The 17,767-nt window shown below is 65.7% G+C and carries 15 protein-coding genes; 6 read left to right on the top strand and 9 right to left on the bottom strand.

Going from position 1 to position 17,767, the window contains the following annotated elements; genetic code table 11:
• Positions 1–44: 44 nt before the first annotated feature.
• Positions 45–977: a 50S ribosomal protein L11 methyltransferase gene (locus L8K25_RS04865; RefSeq protein WP_242137749.1), complete on the top strand. Its 933-nt coding sequence runs from the start codon at positions 45–47 to the stop codon at positions 975–977.
• A 3-nt stretch (positions 978–980) separates the two neighbouring features.
• On the opposite strand, the gene L8K25_RS04860 is transcribed toward L8K25_RS04865, so the two are convergent.
• Positions 981–1,286 (bottom strand): EthD family reductase, encoded by a 306-nt coding sequence (locus tag L8K25_RS04860; RefSeq protein WP_242137748.1) that lies wholly within the window; start codon positions 1,284–1,286, stop codon positions 981–983.
• 22 nt (positions 1,287–1,308) lie between these two features.
• Complete coding sequence (gene phhA, locus L8K25_RS04855; protein ID WP_242137747.1) at positions 1,309–2,175, bottom strand: phenylalanine 4-monooxygenase; 867 nt, start codon at positions 2,173–2,175, stop codon at positions 1,309–1,311.
• A gap of 46 nt (positions 2,176–2,221) precedes the next feature.
• Here phhA and L8K25_RS04850 point away from each other — a divergent pair, with 46 nt between their 5' ends.
• Entirely contained in the window at positions 2,222–2,884 is a 663-nt protein-coding gene (locus tag L8K25_RS04850) for a TIGR02117 family protein (protein ID WP_242137746.1), read from the top strand.
• Entirely contained in the window at positions 2,881–3,585 is a 705-nt protein-coding gene (locus L8K25_RS04845) for an alpha/beta fold hydrolase (RefSeq protein WP_242137745.1), read from the top strand. Before L8K25_RS04850 ends, L8K25_RS04845 begins: the two co-directional genes overlap by 4 nt.
• A 19-nt stretch (positions 3,586–3,604) precedes the next feature.
• On the opposite strand, the gene L8K25_RS04840 is transcribed toward L8K25_RS04845, so the two are convergent.
• The gene (locus L8K25_RS04840; protein WP_242137898.1) at positions 3,605–4,870 is read right to left on the bottom strand and encodes a sugar MFS transporter; all 1,266 of its coding nucleotides are present in this window, start codon (positions 4,868–4,870) and stop codon (positions 3,605–3,607) included.
• Between the two features lie 114 nt (positions 4,871–4,984).
• Here L8K25_RS04840 and L8K25_RS04835 point away from each other — a divergent pair, with 114 nt between their 5' ends.
• Complete coding sequence (locus L8K25_RS04835) at positions 4,985–6,781, top strand: IlvD/Edd family dehydratase (protein ID WP_242137744.1); 1,797 nt, start codon at positions 4,985–4,987, stop codon at positions 6,779–6,781.
• Between the two features lie 219 nt (positions 6,782–7,000).
• Here L8K25_RS04835 and L8K25_RS04830 read toward each other — a convergent pair whose 3' ends face one another.
• The 3 genes from L8K25_RS04830 to L8K25_RS04820 all read right to left on the bottom strand — a co-directional run bounded on the left by L8K25_RS04830 (position 7,001) and on the right by L8K25_RS04820 (position 10,330).
• Positions 7,001–7,717: a FadR/GntR family transcriptional regulator gene (locus tag L8K25_RS04830; RefSeq protein ID WP_242137743.1), complete on the bottom strand. Its 717-nt coding sequence runs from the start codon at positions 7,715–7,717 to the stop codon at positions 7,001–7,003.
• A 64-nt stretch (positions 7,718–7,781) separates the two neighbouring features.
• Positions 7,782–8,753: an AraD1 family protein gene (araD1, locus tag L8K25_RS04825; RefSeq protein WP_242137742.1), complete on the bottom strand. Its 972-nt coding sequence runs from the start codon at positions 8,751–8,753 to the stop codon at positions 7,782–7,784.
• Complete coding sequence (locus L8K25_RS04820; RefSeq protein ID WP_242137741.1) at positions 8,750–10,330, bottom strand: aldehyde dehydrogenase (NADP(+)); 1,581 nt, start codon at positions 10,328–10,330, stop codon at positions 8,750–8,752. Before L8K25_RS04820 ends, araD1 begins: the two co-directional genes overlap by 4 nt.
• 78 nt (positions 10,331–10,408) lie before the next feature.
• On the opposite strand from L8K25_RS04820, the gene L8K25_RS04815 reads away from it, so the two are divergent.
• Positions 10,409–12,112, top strand: a complete 1,704-nt coding sequence (locus L8K25_RS04815) for a glycoside hydrolase family 43 protein (RefSeq protein WP_242137740.1) — start codon at positions 10,409–10,411, stop codon at positions 12,110–12,112.
• 116 nt (positions 12,113–12,228) lie between these two features.
• Positions 12,229–13,614, top strand: coding sequence for a DUF2142 domain-containing protein (locus L8K25_RS04810; protein ID WP_242137739.1), 1,386 nt, complete (start codon positions 12,229–12,231; stop codon positions 13,612–13,614).
• 100 nt (positions 13,615–13,714) lie between these two features.
• Here the strand turns inward: L8K25_RS04810 and xylA are convergent, their stop codons facing one another.
• Genes xylA through L8K25_RS04795 form a run of 3 tightly spaced genes read right to left on the bottom strand, consistent with a single transcriptional unit; the run spans position 13,715 to position 17,606 of the window.
• Entirely contained in the window at positions 13,715–15,025 is a 1,311-nt protein-coding gene (gene xylA, locus L8K25_RS04805; RefSeq protein ID WP_242137738.1) for a xylose isomerase, read from the bottom strand.
• 20 nt (positions 15,026–15,045) lie between these two features.
• On the bottom strand, positions 15,046–16,500 hold the full coding sequence (gene xylB / locus L8K25_RS04800; protein ID WP_242137737.1) for a xylulokinase: 1,455 nt from the start codon (positions 16,498–16,500) through the stop codon (positions 15,046–15,048).
• Between the two features lie 8 nt (positions 16,501–16,508).
• Entirely contained in the window at positions 16,509–17,606 is a 1,098-nt protein-coding gene (locus tag L8K25_RS04795) for a glycoside hydrolase family 43 protein (RefSeq protein ID WP_242137736.1), read from the bottom strand.
• Positions 17,607–17,767: the final 161 nt, after the last annotated feature.

Raw genomic sequence — 17,767 nt, 5'->3', positions numbered from 1 at the left:
TAGGACGCTTGCGCGTCGGTGCGTAGGCGGGCAGGAGCGGGACCATGACCAGCTGGAAATTGAGCCTTCCCTGCACTCGCGCCGAGGCCGAGGCGATCGACGCCGGCGAGGATATTGCCGAAGGCGTCGTGCTGATGACGACCGAGCTTTATGAGGACGACCGGGAGCATTGGCGCCTCGACGCCTATCTCGAGGCGGAGCCCGCCCCGGAGACGATCGCGCTGATCCACGCTCTGGTGCCGAGCGCGACCAGCGTGTCACCCCAGGTGGAGATGCTTGCGGACGAGGATTGGGTCACGCTCAGCCAGCAGGGGCTGGAGCCGATCGCCGAAGGGCGGTTCCTCGTGCACACCAGTGCGCATCCCGTCCACGTGCCAGCCGGTGGTCGCGCCTTTCTGATTGAGGCCGGGCAGGCATTTGGGACGGGGCACCATGCGACCACTTCGGGGTGTCTCGCGATGCTCGACCGCATGGCGGATGCACGATTCACCCGTGCGATCGACATCGGCACGGGGACTGGCCTGCTTGCCTTTGCGGCGCGGCATCTTTGGCCCGACGCCGAGATCCTCGCGACCGACATCGATCCGCGCGCGATCGTCGTGACCCGCGAGAATGCCGACGTGAACGGCGTCGCTGCGGTCGATCTCATCGTCGCGGACGGGACGCTGGACGATGCGATCACCGCGCGCGCGCCCTATGATTTGGTGATCGCCAATATCCTGGCGGGGCCGCTGGTCTCGATGGCACCCGAAATTGCCGCGATCGCGGCCCCACGGGCGACGATCGTGCTGGCCGGACTGCTCGATACGCAGCGCGCCGATGTCGTCGCGGCCTTTGAACGGTGTGGTTGCGTGCTCACCGAGATCGATCGTCGCGGCGACTGGACGATTCTGCGGTTGACCGCGGCAGCGCAGCGCTATGTCCCGACCCAGCCGATCGACCCCAAGGGGCGCGACGGCTGGGCGCTGGACCTGTGACCTTCAGCCCAGCACTTCGCTGATCAGTTGCCTGGGGCTGACGTCGGTAAAGTTCGCCACGTCGGCGAAGATCTCCTGCGCATGCGGGCCGCTCATCGCCTGCTGCACCGCCGCCATCGACGCGAACGACAGTTCCGCGATGATCGCGAAAGCAGGTGCGCCGCCATCCGGTCCCGGCACACCCTTGAGCACGCGCGTACCGGTCAGTTCCTGCGACCACCGGTCGCGCACCATCGGCATGTGCTGGGTAAGATAATAGTCTTGGTCGAAGCGATCGGGCTTTTCGTACAGGATGCTGACGATGATCACGATGGATTCCTTTCGAGAACGTCTACCGCTTGCACAACGCATAGGCCTGGGTTCCGTTCGTGATCATCCTGTCCTGCGGCAAGACATCGGCCACCGGCACGTCGGGAACGCTTGCCAGCTCCTGGTATAGCGGGCCGAAATCGGTTTCCACCGTGACGCGGAGCAACTCCTCCAGGCTGGGGATCACGAAATAGTTCTGCTGGAAATCGTCGATGCGATATTCGGTCCGCATCACGCGCTTCAGATCGAAGGCGATGCGGTTGGGACTGGCATCGTCGAGCGCGAAGCGGCTCTCGGCGAAGCTCGACACGATGCCGGCCCCGTAGATGCGCAGGCCCTCCGGCTCGGCGATCAGGCCAAACTCCACCGTATACCAATAGAGTCGGCCGAGATATTTCAGCGCGTCCAACCCCTGTGCGCGCTGCCCGCCGCGGCCATAGGCGGCCAGATAATCGGCGAAGACCGGATCGGCGAGCATCGGCACATGGCCGAACACGTCGTGGAAGACGTCGGGCTCCTGAAGGTAATCGAGCTGGTCCGCGCGGCGGATGAAATTGCCGGCCACGAAGCGGCGATTCGCCATATGGTCGAAAAAGACGTCGTCGGGTACCAGACCGGGGACGGCCACCACTTGCCAGCCGGTCAGCTTCATCAGGCGTTCGGACAATTCCTCGAAATCGGGAATCCCGGGTTTGGACAGCTTCAGTACATCAAGACCCCGTAGATAGGCGTCCGATGCCCGGCCGGGGAGCAGTTTCGCTTGCCGTTCGAACAGCGTGTCCCAGACGCGATGTTCTTCCGCCGTGAAATGCGCCCAGTTTTGCGGGATCGTCCAGTCGGCGTTGGCGCCTTCGGGAGGGGCGTCGAGAACATGCGTATCTTCGGTCATGGAACGTCCCTATCATAGCGCCCGCCGGGGATGAAACAGGAAGCGAATGCCACAAGTAATCCATTCAATCGGCACGGGACTTTTCGTCGTCATGCTCGCCTTGGCGGGCTATGGTGCGGCAGGGATGGTCGGCGGCGCGGTCCCGGCCAATACCGGGTGGACCGCGCCAGTGGACGGCGTGCGGATTCTGGTCGAGAGCAATGGCGTCCATACCGGACTGGTGCTGCCGAAAGTGGCGGCCGGAGTCGACTGGCGCGCGCTTGCGCGGGCGGAAGATCTCGCTGACCCGCGCTATGCCGGTTATGACCACGTCGCGATCGGATGGGGAGACCGCCGGTTCTACGTGGAAACACCCACATGGCGCGACGTCCGGCCGGCCACCGTGGCGGCAGCGGCGCTCGGAAGTGGGCAGACCGTGCTGCACGTCGAGCATATCGCGCTGCCATCGCCGGGTGATCAGGCGCGCGTGGTGACGCTGCGTCCCGCGGAATACCGGCGGCTCGCCGCCTTCGTCCGGGGCAGTTTCGGCCCACGTGGCTGGCACCGCACCGGTTATGGCATGGATGACGCGTTTTACGCGGCGACCGGTCGCTATGATGCGCTGCGTACCTGCAACAGCTGGACCGGGGACGCCCTGCGCGCGGCGGGCGTCAGGATCGGCGCGTGGACCCCGTTTCCGGTGACCGTACTCGGCTGGTTCGCGGCATGAGGCCCCCGTCGCGTCTGTTGTGGGCGGCGGAACTGCCGCGTGCCGCCTTTGGCCTCGCGTCGCTGCTGGGCGCGCAGGGAAAGCTCGCCAAGGCACCGCGCGGCGACGGGCGGCCGATCCTGTTGCTGCCCGGGCTGATCAACAGCGATCGCTCGCTCGTCGTGCTGCGACGCTATCTGAACCAGCTCGGCTATCGTGCCGAAGGGTGGGGCCTGGGCCGTAATTTCGGGGTTCGCGCGATCGGCAACGAAGGCGCGCTGCTGCTCGATCGGGTCCGTGCGCTGCATGCCGAAACCGGGGAACGCGTCACGCTGATCGGGGTCAGTCTTGGCGGGATCATGGCACGGTATGCGGCGCACCGCCTGCCCGACATGGTGCGCGAGGTCGTCACGATCAGCTCGCCGTTCGCCGGGTCGCCGCGCGCCACGAACGTATGGCGATCGTTCCAGGTGCTGACCGGGGAGCAGATCGACGCGCCCAACGTGCTGGCGCAACGCAAGCTGGTGGCGGAACCGCTGCCGGTACCGTCCACCGCAATCTGGAGCCGGAGCGACGGCTTCGTCAACGGCATGATCTGTCACGATACGAACGGCCGGACGATCGAGGTACGCAGCAGCCACGTGCTGGTCCAGGTTCGTCCGGAGGTGTTGCTGGCGGTGGCGCGCGTGCTGGGGGAAAGCGCGCGCGACCCGATGGGCTGACCACCGCGCAGGGGTGCGATCAATCCGGCGCCGTCGCCGTGGTACGGCAGCCCCACAGCGCGTAGAACAGTACGTACAGCTCGCACGCGGCCGTCAGCAGGAACGACGCCTGCAACCCGTACATGTCGGCGAGCTTGCCCTGCACCACGACCAGCGCGCCGCCGGCGATCGCCATGATCAGCAGCCCCGAACCTTCCTCGGTGAGCGGCCCAAGGCCCTTGATCCCGAGCGTGAAGATCGTCGGGAACATGATCGAGTGGAACAGCCCGACGAGGATCAGCGCCCACATCGCAACCGGACCGGTCGTAAACACGGTGACGAGCATCACCACGAACGCGCCGATCGAGAAGGCCGCGAGCACCGTTTCAGCCGGAATCTTCTGCATGATGAACGAACCCACGAACCGCCCGATCATCATCCCGCCCCACAGGAAGGTCAGGTAACGGCCGGCCTGTTCGTGCGTCAGGTCGGCGATCTGCGGCTGGCTGACGAAATTGACGAACAGGTTGGCGACGCCGATCTCGGCGATCAGATAGATGAAGATCGCGGGAATACCGAACACCAGGTTGCGGTGGCGCCAGAGCGAATGGTTCTTGCGCTCTTCCTTCGCCATTCGGCTGGTCGTGCCCCCCATCGCGGGCAGGGGAAAGCGTGCGATCACGACCGCGAGGACGACCAGTACGATCGCCACCAGCACATAGGGCAACACCACCGACTGCGCATCTGCGAGCCGCTCGGCCTGGGTGAAGACAGCCCCCGACTTGGCGGTGCCGCTGGTCGAGCGCCCGAGGATCAGATAGGCGCCGAACAAGGGCGCGAGCATCGTCCCGGCCGAGTTGAGCGCCTGGACCAGGTTGAGCCGCGCAGAGGCGGTCTCGGGGGCGCCGATCACGGCGACATAGGGGTTGGCGGCGACCTGCAGCAGCGTGATCCCGCTGGCGATCACGAACAGCATGACGAGCGTGACGCCGTAGGACGGAATGCTCGCGGCAAGCGTCATCCCGACCGCGCCCGCTGCCATGATCAGCAACCCGGTGACGAGCGAGCGCTTGTAGCCGATCCGCTCGATCAGCTTGGCCGAGGGGATCGACGCGAAGAAATAGGCGATGAACCAGACGCTCTCGATCAGCGTCGTCTGGGTGTAGCTCAGGTCGAACACGCTGCGCAGATGCGGCAGCAACGTGTTGTTGATGACCGTGATGAAACCCCACATGAAGAACAGGGTACCGAGCAGCACGAGCGCGCTGACATAGGACGGGCGTATCCCGTCCTCCGTCGCCGCCATATCAGGGGCAGATTGCCGGGTCGGAGTAATCGCCATTGGCTCGCATCCTCATTGATCTTATAATTGTCTGAGTATATCCCCGTACCGATAGCGTCAAACGCGGAGTTCCCGAAAATGTCCGAGTCCACCCCTCCCAAGCTCCGCAGCCGTGCGTGGTTCGATAATCCTGACAACATCGACATGACCGCTCTGTATCTCGAGCGGTATCTCAACTTCGGCCTGAGCCTTGCCGAGCTGCAATCGGGCAAGCCGATCATCGGCATTGCGCAGACGGGTTCCGACCTGTCGCCGTGCAACCGCCACCACCTCGTGCTCGCCGAGCGGCTGCGCGAAGGCATTCGCGAAGCGGGCGGCATCGCGCTCGAATTCCCGGTCCACCCGATCCAGGAAACCGGCAAGCGCCCGACCGCGGGCCTCGACCGCAACCTTGCGTATCTCGGGCTGGTCGAGACGCTGTACGGCTATCCGCTCGACGGCGTCGTGCTGACGATCGGCTGCGACAAGACCACCCCGGCCTGTCTGATGGCGGCGGCGACCGTGAACATTCCGGCGATCGCTCTGTCGGTCGGCCCGATGCTCAACGGCTGGCACAAGGGCGAGCGCACCGGGTCGGGCACGATCGTGTGGAAGGCGCGCGAGCTGCTCGCGGCGGGCGAGATCGATCACGCCGAATTCATCCGCCTGGTGGCGTCGTCGGCACCGTCGACCGGCTATTGCAACACGATGGGCACCGCGACGACGATGAACTCGCTGTGCGAGGCGCTCGGCATGTCGTTGCCGGGTTCGGCCGCGATCCCCGCGCCGTATCGTGATCGCCAGGAAGTCGCGTATCTGACCGGCAAGCGCATCGTCGACATGGTCGCCGAGGACCTCAAGCCCTCGGACATCATGACACGCGACGCCTTCCTCAACGCGATTCGGGTCAATTCCGCGATCGGCGGGTCGACCAACGCGCCGATCCATCTGACGGCGATCTCGCGCCACATCGGCGTCGATGTGCCGGTCGAGACGTGGCAGTCGCATGGGCTGGATATTCCGTTGCTCGTCAATTTGCAGCCCGCGGGCGAATATCTCGGCGAGGATTTCTACCGTGCGGGCGGTGTCCCGGCGGTCGTGTCGCAGCTGATCGACCAAGGGCTAATCGCCGAGGGCGCGATGACCGTCAACGGCAAGACGATGGGCGAGAATTGCCGCGGCGTCGGAATCGAGGACGAGAAGGTGATCCGTCCGTTCGCGACCCCGCTGATGGAAGCGGCGGGCTTCGTCGTGCTGTCGGGCAATCTGTTCGACAATGCCGTGATGAAGACGAGCGTGATCTCGCCCGAATTCCGCGAGCGCTATTTGTCGACCCCGGGCGATCTCGATGCGTTCGAGGGGCCGGTCGTGGTTTTCGACGGCCCTGAGGAATATCACCGGCTGATCGACGATCCCGCGACCGGGATCACGCCGGAAACCTTGCTGGTGATGCGCGGCGCGGGGCCGATCGGTTATCCGGGCGCGGCCGAAGTCGTCAATATGCGTCCGCCCGCGCATCTGATCCTCGACGGCGTCCATGCGCTGCCGTGCATCGGCGACGGTCGCCAGTCGGGGACGAGCGGCAGCCCGTCGATCCTCAACGCCTCGCCCGAGGCAGCCGCCGGCGGCACGCTCGCGCTACTGCGCACGGGGGACCGGGTGCGGATCGACCTCAACCGCGGCACCGCCGACGTGCTGATCGACGATGCCGAGATCGCGGCACGGCGTGACGCGCTGAAGGCGGCGGGGGGGTATCAGTATCCCGCGTCGCAGACCCCGTGGCAGGAAATCCAGCGGTCCGTGGTCGGGCAGTTGGGGACGGGCGCGATCCTCGAAGGCTCGGAGGCGTATCAGCGCATCGCGCAGACGCGCGGATTGCCGCGAGATAACCATTAAGGCGACCGAGACTTCCGTCTTGGGAAGTCGCTGGTCTCTGAGCTGGCGACTTCCCCGGCGGAGGCCGGGGCCCAGTCGGGAAGGTCGAAGTAACGGGCAGGTGCGTCCGAGCAACCACGGCCACTGCTACTGGGCCCCGGCCTTCGCCGGGGAAGCGATTCAGGTTTAGGGGAAGGCGGGAGGCATGTCCCTTGCGATGCTGTACTGTCGAGCGGCTCTCTAGTCCCGCTCCGCCAGCCCCATGTCGCCGAGCGCGAGCCGCAACAGATCCACCATCGCGTCATGCGCTGCCTTGGCATCCCCTGCGACGATTGCCTCCTGCACCCGCTCGTGGTCCGGCAATGGATCGCGTGGCAAAGCGTGCTTGCGGTGCTTGAACGTCGTCGTCCAGCGCACCGCCGCGCCGACGCTGTTGGCGAGCGCCGCAAGCGGTTCATTGCGCGCGGCGGCGAGGATCGCGCGGTGGAAACGCTGGTCCGCGGTCTGCCCGCGCGCGTCCTTCAGCCCGTATAGCCGCATTGCTTCGAGCGCGTCGCTCATCTCGGCCAGATCGGTATCTGTCCGCCGCCGCGCCGCAAACGCAGCGGCCGCGGGTTCGATCACGCCGCGCAATTCGAACAGGTCGATGATGAAATCGGTGTCGGGTTCGCCCTCGAACGTCCATGCCAGCACGTCGACGTCGAGCAGGTTCCAGCGGCTGCGGGGGGTGACGCGCGTGCCGGCCTTGGGTCGGCTCTCGACCAGTCCCTTGGCGGCCAGGATACGGATCGCCTCGCGGTAGGCGGTGCGCGAGATGCCGAGCGCCTCGCTCGCCTCGATCTCGCCGCCGAACACGGTGCCGGGCTGGCGTACCCCGCTGACGATCTCGACGCCAATGTCGTGCGCGATGATCCCGTGAATGCGCGGGGCAAAGCTGCGGTCGTCGTCTCCGGTCATGCCGCTTCCTTGCGTGTGGCACCGATGCTAGCCGATCGCGTAGCGCTCCGGAAGCTGCACGCGATTATAGCGCGCGGACCTGCGGAACGACCGTCTCCCCCACAGCCAGCGGGTTGCTGACGGGAAGCGTGAATGGCGCCGCCGCAATTTCGAATACGTCCCCCGGCCGTGTCTGGAAGCCTTCGCTGAACGACAGTGTCGCAGTCCCGAAGAAGTGCACGTGAACGTCGCCGGGGCGGCGAAAGCCGGCATATTTGAAATGATGATGCTCGAGGTTGGCGATGCTGTGCGACATGTTCGCCTCGCCCGACAGGAACGGCTTTTCCCAAACGGTCGCGCCATCCCGCACGATCCGGCTGGTACCGCGCACGTCGGCGGGGAGGTCGCCGAGCAGCAGTTCGGGGCCGAGCGCGGCAGGACGCAGCTTCGAATGCGCGAGCCACAGGTAATTGCCGCGTTCGGTCACGTGGTCCGAGAATTCGTTGCCGAGCGCAAAGCCGAGCCGCACCGGCGTTCCGTCCGACGCGATCAGGTAGATCCCCGCGATCTCGGGTTCTTCGCCACCGTCGAGCGCGAAGCCCGGCATCGTCAGCGGTTCGCCGGGGGCAGCGAGAATCGCACCGTCGCCCTTGTAGAACCATTCGGGCTGGACGCCCGTTTCGCCCGCCGCAGGCTTGCCGCCATCGACGCCCATCAGGAACATCTTCATCGAATCGGTCGGGTCGGGATGTTCCGCTGCCTTGCGATGCATCTGGTCGCGGCCCTCGGCCGAGCCGAGATGCGTCAGCCCGGTCCCGCTGACGAGCAGATGCGCGTCGTCGGCGTGATCGATCGGCGACAACACGCGGACGCCCGCCAGATCCACGACGTCCCCGAGTCGCGTCTCCGCAAGCGCGGCCAGCCCCATTTCGGACTGGACCGCGAGATCGGCGAGCGCGAACACGGTCGACACCCCGATGACGCGGCGTGCGCCATCGGGGGTCAGCGCGGCAACGCCGCGCGCGCCATCGTCGAACTGGACGAGCGAGATGATCATCGTGCGGAAGCCTCGCGCACCCCGTCGATCCGGCGCGCGATGTCCCACGGGTTGCCATCGCGCAACGCCGCCGGAAGCATCGCCTGCGGCAGGTTCTGGAACGAGACCGGGCGCAGGAAGCGATAGATGGCGAGCGTGCCGACCGAGGTCGTGCGCCCGTCGCTGGTGGCGGGGAAGGGGCCGCCGTGGACCATCGCGTGACTGACTTCGACACCCGTCGGCCAGCCGTTTGCGAGAATACGGCCAACCCGCCCAGCGATGATCGGGACGATTCCCGCTGCCGCTTCGGCATCGCCCGCGTCGATCTGGACCGTCGCGGTCAACTGGCCTTCGAGCGAGGCGATGACATGGCCGACCTCGGCAAGATCCTTGCAGCGCACGACGACCGACGACGAGCCGAACACCTCGTGCCCGAGTGCGCGGTCTGCGAGGAAGCTCGCCGCGTCGGTTTCGAACAGCGCGCCGATCGCCTGGTTCGGGCCGGTGTCGGCGACACCGCGGGCAACGGTCCGGACCGCCGAATGTCCACCGAGCGCATCGACGCCCTTCTGATAGGCTTCGTGGATCCCCGGCGTCAGCATCGTCAGCGCCGCGCTACCCGTCAGCTCTTCGCCCGCAGCCGCGACGAACGTGTCGAGATCCGGCCCCTCGACTGCGATCACCAGGCCCGGGTTCGTGCAGAACTGGCCTGCGCCCATCGTCAGCGACTGGACGTAAGCGGCACCCAGTTCTTTCGCGCGCGCGGCGAGCGCGGCGGGGAACAGGATGACCGGGTTGATGCTCGACATCTCGGCATAGACCGGGATCGGTTCGTCGCGCTCGGCCGCGATCTTCATCAGCGCAAGGCCACCGCCACGCGAACCGGTGAAACCGACCGCCTTGACGCGCGGGTCCGCGACGAGCGCGCCTCCCAGCGCGTTCGTGTCGCCGGGCAGATAGGAGAAGACACCCGCGGGCAGACCGCTCGACTGGACCGCCGAGGCGATCGCGCGCGCGACGAGTTCGCCGGTGCCGGGATGCGCCGGATGGCCCTTGACGATCACCGGGCAGCCAGCTGCCAGCGCCGATGCGGTGTCGCCGCCTGCGACCGAGAAGGCGAGCGGAAAGTTGGACGCGCCGAAGACGGCGACGGGGCCGACCGCGACGTTGATGCGGCGCAGGTCCGGACGCGGCAGCGGGGCACGGTCGGGGAGCGCCGGGTCGATCGTCGCATCGAGGAAATCGCCCTGGCGAACCATTTGCGCGAACATGCGAAGCTGGCCGACGGTACGACCGCGCTCGCCTTCGAGACGCGGGCGGGGGAGACCGCTCTCGCTCATCGCGCGAACGATCAGATCGTCGCCGATCGCGAGGATCGCCTCGGCGATCGCCTCGAGGAATGCGGCGCGCGTGGTGAGGTCGGTCGTCGAATAGACCGGGAACGCTGCTTCGGCGAGCGCGGCCGCTTCGGCGACGGCTTCGGGCCCGGCGGCCGAGAAGTTCGGCTCGAGCGTTTCGCCGGTCGCGGGGTTGATTGCGGTGAACCGCGTATCGGCCTGACGAACGTCAGCACCGATCAAAATTGCTCCATCGATCACGAAAAGCCCTTCCATAATAACTCAGACATAATAGGGTTTACGGACGCCAACTGCAAGGCGAGACTGAGGATGCGCGCCATGTCCCGACCGATTTCGACGACGGCCCGCATCGTCCGGATAGTGCTAGCGGCAGGCCGTTACAGCGCCATGGCAATCGGCGCACTGGCGCTGGTCACGGGCGCGGCGCAGGCGGCGGGCCCGGCACGGTTCGCCTGGGTGTCCTACAGCGGCAGCGATGGCGCGACGGTTCCTGCTGGAAGCTATCGCAATCCGATTCTCGCAGGCTATCATCCCGACCCGAGCATCGTCCGGGTGGGTGCGGATTATTACCTCGTCAATTCGACCTTCTCCTGGTTCCCCGGCATCCCGGTTTTCCACAGCCGCGATCTCGTCCACTGGCGCCAGATCGGCAATGCGATCGACCGGCCCGGTCAGCTCGACTTCACCGGGCGTGCGATGTCGGAGGGGGTGTTTGCCCCCGCGATCAATTACCACGCCGGGCGCTTCTTCATCGTCAACACCTGCGTCAAATGCGGCGGCAACTTCGTAATCACCGCGACCAACCCGGCGGGACCATGGTCCGATCCCGTGTTCCTGCCGAGCGTGGAGGGGATCGATCCGTCGCTGTACTTTGATACCGATGGCAAGGCGTGGCTGGTCAACAACCGCGCGCCGGTCGGCGGATCCAAATACGACGGTCACCGCTCGTTGTGGATCGAACAGTTCGATCCGGTCGCGCTCAGGATGCTCGGGCATCCCAGGATGATCGTCGACGGCGGGGTCGATCTCGCGGCCAAGCCGGTGTGGATCGAGGGACCGCATATCTATCGCATCGAGGATACATATTACCTGCTTGCGGCCGAGGGCGACACCGGCGTCAATCACAGCGAGGTCGTGTTCCGCGCGAAGTCGGTCGAGGGGCCGTATGTCCCCGCGCCGCGGGACATCAACCCGGTGCTGACCCAGCGCGATCAGCCAGTCGGCCGGCCCAATCCCGTCAGTGCGACGGGCCATGCCGATCTGGTCCAGCTACCCGACGGGCGTTGGTGGGCGGTGTTCCTCGGCACGCGGCCCTATGCGCAGGACTATTACAACATCGGGCGCGAGACTTTCCTGCTGCCGGTCGACTGGTCTTCGGGGTGGCCGGTGATCCTGCCCAAGGGCCAAGGCGTGCCACGCGTGGCGCGCGCGCCGTTGCCTTCGATGCCGACTTCGTCGACCCCGCTGACCGGGAGCTATTCGGTCCGCACCGACTTCACCGGGCCACAGCTGGGTCGCGAGTGGATGACGATGCGCGGTGCGCCCTATCGGCTGGGGGGTGGCGAACTGTTGCTCGATCCGCTGGCGGATGGGATCGGCGATTTCGGCAAGCCCGCGTTCGTCGCGCGGCGGCAGGAACATGCGGTCGCGCGCGTTTCGACCGAAGTCCGCTTCACCCCGGGCGAGGGCGAGATGGCGGGGCTCGCCGCGGTCCAGAACGACGCCTATTTCCTGACGATCGCGCTTACGCGGCACGACGGCAAGACCTTCGTCCGGGTCGCCCGCCGCGCGGGCAAGGACGATCCGCGGACCGGCGTGACCGTGGCGGAGCGCGCGGTTGCGGTCAGCGGGCCGGTGCGGTTCCGCATTTCCGCGAACGGGGGGCGGTACGATCTGGCTTATGCGGTCGGCAAGGACTGGGTGACGCTCGCGCCGGGGGTGGATGCGACCAACCTCAGCACCGACAAGGCGGGCGGGTTCGTGGGCACGATGATCGGCCCGTTCGCGCAAGGGGCGCGGTAGCAGCCGAGGGCATCAGATCCAAACGGGCTCCCCCCCAGGAACATTTTGACCGAGTTTTATAATGCGTTGGTTGTGCTACCCATCGCCCATCTTGCGGATGGGACGTCGGGGGACAGATGCGTTTAACGGAGAAATCGGCCTGGGGGCTCGATCGGATTTACCTGCTGTGCTGCATTCCCGTCATTCTCGCGCTGGCCTACATATTGCCGCCCTTCCAGGCGCCGGATGAGGCCGCCCATTTCTATCGATCGATTCAGTTGTCGCATGGGGACGTCCGACCGGTACTGGTGGATAACATCTATCGCCAAGGGGCAGGCGGCCTCGTGGACGCGGACTCCGTGGCGCTGGTCAAAACCTACTGCGCTTTCCCGAACTGGCGCTGTCCGATGATGGTCCGGCCAAGCCTGTCCGACCTGCTGAAGCGCCCGGCCATGGGCCATGCACGTCAGCTAACGTCTTTCAGCAACACCGTCGTGTATCTGCCGATCGCGCATCTGGCACCGGCGTTGGGCATCGCCGCCGCGCGCTCCTTCGGTTTTTCGCCGATCGCTTGGCTCTATGCCGGCCGGATCGCTAACGGGGCGTTGGCGGTCGGCATCACGTGGCTTGCGCTGGGCTTGCTGGGCAGAAACCGAGCGGCGCTCGTGGTCTTTGCCGTAGCTACCGTGCCGATGGGTGTTTCCGTGATGCCGACGCTCAGTGCCGACGCGGCCGTCCTGAGCGGCAGTTTTCTGCTGTTAGCGCTTTGTGTCCGGATGTTTGACGATCGGCGTTGGCACTGGTGGCTTTGGCCGTTGCTCGTCTTCGCGGTTTCAGCGGCCGCGGCGGCGAAGCTGGCTTACCTGCCATTGGCTTTCATTCCCGTCGGGTCAGCGTTGGCGGCACGCCAAAGAACGATGTTCATCCTTGCGACGCTCGCCATTGCAGCAGTGGCGATCGCCGCAACGCTTGCCTGGTCCCTGACGATAAACGACTATGTCTTTCCGATCTCGCAGGATCCGGATGTCATTCCCAAAATGCAGATCGCATTCATCCGGCACCATCCTCTGGCAACACTTGCGGTGATGGGTAAATCGATGTTCCATGTCGCGCCCTACGCGCTCAAGACCATGCTCGGGAACAGCCTCTCCGACCTCAAAGTGCATGTGCCCTTCTGGTATTTGCTGGCGTCGATGGTGGCGCTCGCCAGTGCTGTCTTGTCGTTTGGGGCCTATCGTTTGCCGATGCTGTTTCGCGCTTTCGTCGGGATCGTGGTGACTGGCTGTGCCACGGCGACATTTCTCTTTCTGTACATCCAGAACAGCCCGGTCGCAGGGGTTGACGTCGCAGGGTATCAAGGACGGTATCTGCTGCCGATACTTCCCTTCGTTGCGCTCATCATACCGTATAATCGGGTTTCTATCATGGTAGCTGAGCCGCCCGCGAGGGCTTTGACGGCCGCTTGCGGTGTCGTGTCCGTTTGGGCGATCACAGTGTTTCTCGCGTTACGAACCTGGGGCTAGAACAGGTTTGGCAGCGCGCTGCATCTGAAACGCAGGCAAAAAAAAAGGGGGCGCGGCACGATGTGCCTGCGCCCCAGTATCCATCACGGGATCGTTGCGATCAGAGGAAGCGGTTGATCAGATTCTCGATCCGCTCCTGACGGCCCGAGCGCGGCTGCGGGTCGATGCCCTGCTCGACCGCGAGATCCGCGATTCCCGCCAGGTCGAGCGACCCGACCTTCTGGCCGAACTCGGCATCCCAACCGGCATACCGCTCGGTCTTGACCGCATCGAGACGACCGTCCTCGATCAGCGCCGCTGCATTAAGCAGGCCCTTGGCGACGACGTCGATCGCGCCGACATGGCCGTGGAACAGGTCGACCGCGTCCATCGACTGACGGCGGACCTTGGCGTCGAAGTTGAACCCGCCGGTGGTGAAGCCGCCCGCGCGGATGATCTCGAGATTGGCGAGCGTCAGTTCCTCGACCGAATTGGGGAACTGGTCGGTATCCCAGCCATTCTGCGGATCGCCGCGGTTCGCGTCGATCGAGCCGAAGATGCCGAGCGCTGCGGCGGTGGCGATCTCATGCTCGAACGTGTGGCTGGCGAGGGTCGCGTGGTTCGCCTCGATGTTGACCTTCACTTCATTCTCGAGGCCGTAGCGCTTGAGGAAGCCGTACACCGTCGCGGTGTCGAAATCATATTGATGCTTGGTCGGCTCGAACGGCTTGGGCTCGATCAGGATCGTGCCGGTGAAGCCGATCTTGTGCTTGTGCTCGACGACGAGCGACAGGAAGCGCCCGAAATTGTCGAGCTCGCGCTTCATGTCGGTGTTGAGCAGCGTCTCATAGCCCTCGCGACCGCCCCACAGCACGTAGTTCGCGCCGCCGAGGCGATGCGTCGCTTCGAGCGCGTCGCGCACCTGCATCGCGCCGAACGCGAACACTTCCGGGTTGGGGTTGGTCGCGCCGCCAGCGGCGAAGCGCGGGTGGCTGAACAGGTTGGCGGTGCCCCACAACAGCTTGCGGCCCGACGCGGCCTGCAGCTTCTCGAGGTGATCGACCGCCTCGGCGAAGTTGCGGCGATGCTCGGTGATGTTGGCGGCATCCGCCATCACGTCGACGTCGTGGAACGCATAGAAGGGGATGTCGAGCTTGGTGAAGAAGTCGAATGCGACTTCGCGCTTCTGCGCGGCGGCGGCTGCATCGTTGGCACCGGCATGCCACGGGCGGTTGAACGTGCCCCCGCCGAACACGTCCGAACCCGGCCAGCAGAAGGTGTGCCAGAAGCACGCGGCGAAGCGCAGATGGTCTTCCATCCGCTTGCCCATGACGACCCGGTCCTTGTCGTAATAGCGATAGGCGAGCTCGTCGTCGGTCTCGGGGCCCTTGAAGGCGATCTGGGGAATGTCGGCAAAGAAATCATTGGCCATTGGGGCGCTCCTTCGAAAAGTCAGTTGGATGCGGTGAGGGGGGCGATGCGGGCGTAGGCGGCGCGGAACGCAGCCTTCTTGGGCGCAAGCCGTGCGGTCAATTCCGCATCGGGCGCAATCCGGTGCGAAACGGGTGGGGCGACGCAGACTTCAGCCGGGGTCCCGCCGTCGACCGCAATCTGCGCAAGCCGGGCTGCGCCGAGCGCGGGGCCGACTTCGCCGCCCTGGAGATACACCAGCGGCACCTCCATCGCGGCGGCGAGCGTCTCGCCCCAGTAGCGCGAGCGTGCGCCGCCACCGATGACCGCGAGTTCGGCGACTTGCGTTCCGGCTTCGCGCAGCACGTCGAGCCCGTCCGCGAGCGCGAAGGCGACGCCTTCGAGCACCGCCTGCGCGAGCCGGTTGGGGTCGGTGTCATTGTCTAGCCCGAAGAACGCGCCGCGGACCTGCGCGTCGTTATGGGGTGTGCGTTCGCCCGAGAGATAGGGGAGGAAAATCTCGGGACCGTTCGCGACACCCGCCGCTTCGGCGCGCTGGAACAGCTCGGCGGCACCGCTCGCGCCGGTCAGGCGGGCGACCCAGTCGATGCACGAGGCGGCGCTGAGATGGACCGCCATCTGATGCCACATGTCGGGCAGGCAATGCGCGAACGCATGGACCGCGCGCGCCGGGTTGGGCCGGAACGCATCATTGGCGACGAAGATGACGCCCGACGTGCCGAGCGACAGCAACGCCTTGCCATCGGTGACGACGCCAACGCCCGCAGCACCACCGGCATTGTCGCCAGCGCCACCCGCGACCGGCACCTGCGCCATGCCCCAGGCCTCGGCGATGTCGGCGCGGAGCTTCCCCGCGACGTCGGTGCCCTCGACCAGCCGCGGCATCTGCGCCTCGGTCAGCCCGCACGCCGCGAGCAACCTCTCGCTCCAGCGGCGTCCGGCGACGTCGAGCCACAAGGTGCCCGCCGAATCCGACATGTCGGAGGCCTTCTCGCCCGTCATTCGCAGCCGGACATAGTCCTTGGGCAACAGCACGGTCGCGACCTCCGCGAAGATCTCGGGCTCGTGCCGCCGGACCCATTCGAGCTTGGGCGCGGTGAAGCCCGGCATCACGATGTTGCCGCCGACGGTGCGGAAATCACCCGTGACCGCTTCCAGCGCCGCGCATTCGGCGAAGGAGCGCCCGTCGTTCCACAGGATCGCGGGGCGCAAGGGTTTATCGTCCGCGCCGAGCAGGGTCGCGCCGTGCATCTGCCCGGCAAGCCCGATCCCGCGCACCGAACGGCGAACCTCCGGGTCGATCGCGAGGACCGCGGCGGTCGTCGCCTTCCACCAGTCCTCGGGGTCCTGTTCGGACCACAAGGGCTGGGGGCGCTGGACGGTGAGCGCGGCAACGCCCTGGCCGACGACCGCGCCATGCGTGTCGAGGACGACGGCCTTGACGCCCGACGTGCCGATATCGATTCCCAAGAACATCGGCTGCCTTATTTGACCAACGGATCGATCGTCTGGATCGTCCCGTCATTGTTGAAATGGAGTTCGGTCACCTTGACGTTGCGCAGGTGGTTCTTGTTGCTCAACTGCGTGTCCGCATAGAACAGCCACCATTTGCCGCCGGTCTGGATGATCGAATGATGCGTCGTCCAACCCTGCACCGGCAGCAGGAAATGCCCGCGATAGGTGAATGGGCCATAGGGGTTGGTCCCGGTCGCATAGTTGAGGAAATGCGTGTCGCCGGTCGAGTAGGTGTAATAATATTGCCCGCCGCGCTTGAACATCCACGACGCCTCGAAGAAGCGCTTCTCATGGTCGCCGCCGAGGATCGGCTTGCCGTTTGCGTCGAGGATCACCGCGTCGCGCGGCGTCTCGGCGAGGCTTTTCATGTCGGGGTTCATCCGCGCGACCTTGCCGGTCAGCGCGGGCTGCCCGTCCTGCAGCAGATCGGTATCGCTGCCGTTGGGGTCGAACTTGCCGTCCTTCCAGCGTTGAAGCTGTCCGCCCCAGATCCCGCCGAAATACATGTAGCTCTTGCCGTCCGCGTCGGTGAACACGGCCGGATCCATCGAGAACGCGCCCGCGATCGGCTTGGGGTCGGCCTTGAACGGGCCCATCGGGCTCTTCGACGTCGCCACGCCGATCATGAACTTGCCGAGGCCGTTCTTGTCCTTGGTCTTGTCGCGCGCCGGGAAGTACAGATAATAAGTGCCGTTCTTGTACGCGGCGTCGGGCGCCCACATCTGCTGCGACGCCCAGGGGACCTGCTTCACGTCAAGCGCGACCGGGCCGACCGTTACCGGCGCACCGATCCGGTCCATCTTGAGGACGCGGTAGTCGTGCATCGCATATTCGTTGCCGAGATCATCGTCAGCAATTGCGGTCGGGACGTCGTGGCTGGGGTAGACGTAGATCTTGCCGGCGAAGACGTGGGCCGACGGGTCGGCCGTGTAGATCGACTTCACCAGCGGTTGTGACAGGAAGCGCTTGGCGTTCGCGGGTTTGTCTTGCGCGACCAGCGCGGTCGTCGCGGCGAGGCCAATGCCAGCCATGCCGCATAGTGCGGCGATATACATGCCCTTCGTCATCCTGCTTCTCCCGAATCCCGCGCTCGTTGTCGCGTGTTCCAGACAAAGTTAGCGCTACCAGACGTGTTCCACAAGTGCATTCGTGGGGGGATCCGACGGGGTCGGTGCAGGTTCGGCTGGTGTGGTGCCGACGGTCCTGCACCCCCGGGGAATGGGAGAAT

The sequence above is a fragment of the Sphingomonas sp. TREG-RG-20F-R18-01 genome (assembly GCF_022662475.1).
Classification (GTDB): domain Bacteria; phylum Pseudomonadota; class Alphaproteobacteria; order Sphingomonadales; family Sphingomonadaceae; genus Sphingomonas.
The sequence above is the reverse complement of the archived record's forward strand: the minus strand, read 5'-3'. Positions and strand labels throughout refer to the sequence as shown.